The sequence below is a fragment of the Micromonospora sp. S4605 genome (assembly GCF_003176715.1).
Taxonomy (GTDB): Bacteria; Actinomycetota; Actinomycetes; order Mycobacteriales; family Micromonosporaceae; genus Micromonospora; species Micromonospora echinaurantiaca.
Genome location: NZ_QGSW01000044.1, coordinates 1 through 3078 on the forward strand (window position 1 = coordinate 1; position 3078 = coordinate 3078).

General features: G+C 74.8%; 2 protein-coding genes and 1 pseudogene. All 3 read left to right on the forward strand.

Annotation, left to right across the window (positions count from 1 at the left end; genetic code table 11):
- Nucleotides 1–28 precede the first annotated feature (28 nt).
- Complete coding sequence (locus DLJ47_RS02045; protein ID WP_109898404.1) at nucleotides 29–1666, forward strand: ABC-F family ATP-binding cassette domain-containing protein; 1638 nt, start codon at nucleotides 29–31, stop codon at nucleotides 1664–1666.
- Nucleotides 1667–1704: 38 nt separating this feature from the next.
- Nucleotides 1705–1950, forward strand: a pseudogene (locus DLJ47_RS02050) (hypothetical protein); the annotation flags it as partial.
- Nucleotides 1951–2407: 457 nt separating this feature from the next.
- Nucleotides 2408–3078 (forward strand): methyltransferase domain-containing protein (locus DLJ47_RS02055; RefSeq protein WP_109898406.1); only part of this gene is annotated, 671 nt, incomplete at its 3' end.

Below are 3078 nucleotides of genomic sequence, written 5' to 3' on the forward strand. Positions count from 1 at the left end.
GCGTGGGGCGGGGTAGGGTGGCGGGCTGATGAGCGCGACGATGATCGTCAAGGGGCTGGCCGCGGGGCACGGGGACCGGGCGCTGTTCTCGGGGTTGGACCTGGTGGTCGCGCCCGGAGACGTGGTGGGCCTGGTCGGGGTGAACGGTGCCGGCAAGTCGACGCTGCTGCGTACCCTCGCCGGTCTGCTGCCGGTGGAGGCCGGCAGCGTGACGCTCAGCCCGCCCACCGCGACCGTCGGGCACCTGCCGCAGGAGCCGGAGCGCCGCGCCGGCGAGACGGTTCGGGGCTTCCTGGCCCGGCGCACCGGGGTGACCGGCGCGCAGGCCGCCCTCGACGCGGCGACCGAGGCGCTCAGCGCGGGCACCCCCGGCGCCGACGACACGTACGCCGAGGCGCTGGAGCGTTGGCTCGCCCTCGGCGGCGCCGACCTGGACGAGCGGGCTGAGCAGGTGGCCGCCGAACTGGGCCTCGCGGTCGACCTGGAGCACCCGATGACCGGGCTCTCCGGCGGCCAGGCGGCCCGGGCCGGGCTCGCCTCGCTGCTGCTCAGCCGCTACGACGTCTTCCTGCTCGACGAGCCGACCAACGACCTGGACCTGGCCGGGCTGGAACGGCTGGAGCAGTTCGTCACCGGGCTGCGGGCCGGCACCGTGCTGGTCAGCCACGACCGGGAGTTCCTCACCCGCACGGTGACCCGGGTGCTGGAGCTGGACCTGCCCCAGCAGCAAATCAACCACTTCGGCGGCGGCTACGCGGCCTACCTGGAGGAGCGCGAGGTGGCCCGCCGGCACGCCCGGGCCGACTACGAGGAGTACGCCGAGACCCGGGCGACCCTGGAGGCGCGGGCCCGGACCCAGCGGGCCTGGATGGAGAAGGGCGTGAAGAACGCCCGGCGCAAGGCCACCGACAACGACAAGATCGGCCGGAAGTTCCGGGCGGAGGCGACCGAGAAGCAGGCCGCGAAGGCCAAGCAGACCGAGCGGCTGATCGAGCGGCTGGACGTGGTCGAGGAGCCGCGCAAGGAGTGGGAGCTGCGGATGGAGATCGCCGCCGCGCCCCGCGCCGGCGCCGTCGTGGCCACGCTCCGCGATGCGGTGGTACGCCGGGGAAGCTTCACCCTCGGGCCGGTGAACCTCCAGATCGACTGGGCCGACCGGGTCGCGGTGACCGGGGCGAACGGCTCCGGCAAGTCCACCCTGCTGGCCGCCCTGCTCGGCCGGCTGCCGCTGGACTCCGGGCAGGCCAGCCTCGGTCCCGGCGTGGTGGTCGGCGAGGTTGACCAGGCCCGTGGACTCTTCCTCGGCGACGCGCCGCTGATCGACGCGTTCCGGGCCGCCGTACCGGAGCTGTCGCCGGCGGACGCGCGGACGCTGCTGGCCAAGTTCGGCCTGCGCGTCGGGCACGTGCTCCGCCCGGCGGCCACCCTCTCGCCCGGCGAGCGGACCCGGGCGGCGCTGGCGCTGTTGCAGGGGCGCGGGGTCAACCTGCTGGTGCTGGACGAGCCGACCAACCACCTCGACCTGCCCGCCATCGAGCAGCTGGAGTCCGCGCTGGCCAGCTACCCCGGCACCCTGCTGCTGGTGACCCACGACCGGCGGATGCTGGCCGCGGTGACGACCAACCGGCGGCTGCGGGTGGACGTGGGACGGATCGCCGAGGATTGATCCGTGCCGGCCGGCGGTCGCGGGGTGAGAATGACCCCATGCTCAAGTGGGAGTACGCGCTGCTGGTCCGTCGACGCCAGGCCGCCACCAACGACATCGGTTGGGAGGTCGTCTTCGTCTGGTACGGCCCGGACGGCTCGATGGTCGACGTGACGCCCTACGGCGACACCGCGCTGGCCCACCTGAACCGGGCCGGCGACCAGGGCTGGGAGCTGGTCGCGATGAGCGAGGACCCGTCCCTGCCCGGCAACAACGAGCTGCACCGCTACCACCTCAAGCGGCCCAAGCCGGCCGCCCCGCCGCCCCGGCAGCGGATGCGGGTCGGCGGCCGGCCCCGCCGCACCGTCAGCGGCTGACCCGACTGCCGGGCACCCGATGCGGCCCGGCGGCCCCTCGCCCGGCGGCCCCTCGCCCGGCGGCCCCTCACCCGGCGGCCCCGCGGCCAGGGCGGCGTCTCGCGGCCCGGCCGGGCCGTTCGCCGCTCGGGGGCGGTGGGGCGTCCGAGCCACCGAGCCCGACGAGGGCGACACCTCAGAGTCATTTTGATGACTCTGAGGTATCGGCGCGTCAGAGGCATGGCCCTCCGCCCGGCGCTCGGAACGTCCCACGCGGTCGGAGCCCACCAGGCTTCCGGGCCCCGGTCCGCTCGCCCCGCCGCCGGTGGGTGCTCCGTCCGCCCTTCGGGCAGCGGCCAGGCATACCGGACGTAGATGCGGGTAACGGGCGGCCGGAGGTGGGCCGATGGTCGCGATGGCACCGACTCCGCCCTCGGCCGAGCGGCTGCGGGCGGTCGACGGTTTTCTCACCGAGGCGTGGGCGGAGCAGGTCCGGCACGACGACCGGCTGCGCGACCTGGCGGTCGAGGTGCGCTTCGACCGCGGGGTGGCCCATCTCAGCGGCGAGGTCGCCGAGCCCGCCCAGTTGCGCCTGGTCCGGGATCTGGTCGGCCGGCTGGCCGGGGTGTTCGGCGTCTGGTGCCGGGTGCGGGTCGGCGGTCGGGACCCGGTGGTGGTCGACCTGGGCTGCGGCGCCACCAAGCAGTGGCCGGGAAACCTGGGGCTGGACATCTACCCGGCGCCCGGGGTGGACGCGGTGGCCGACCTCTCCGGGTCGCTGCCGCTGGCCGACGACTCGGTGGACGTGTTCTTCGCGGTGCACATCCTGGAGCACCTGATCGACTTCCTGCCGCTGGTGGACGAGTGCCACCGGGTGCTCCGGCCGGGCGGCGTGCTGCACGTGATGAGCCCGTGGTGGGGCCACGTGAACGCGGTTGCCGACCCGACGCACGTCCGGCTGCTCGACGTACAGACGATCAAGGGGATCTGCCTTCAGCGCCCGCCCGGCACCCCGCGCTGGTACCCGCTGCACGCCGGCTGCGACGGCGCCTCCATCTTCGCCGACCTCACCCCGGG

Excerpts from the sequence above, each read along its gene's own strand:
- DLJ47_RS02045 (WP_109898404.1), top strand. The coding sequence starts at position 29 with ATGAGCGCGACGATGATCGTCAAGGGGCTGGCCGCGGGGCACGGGGAC.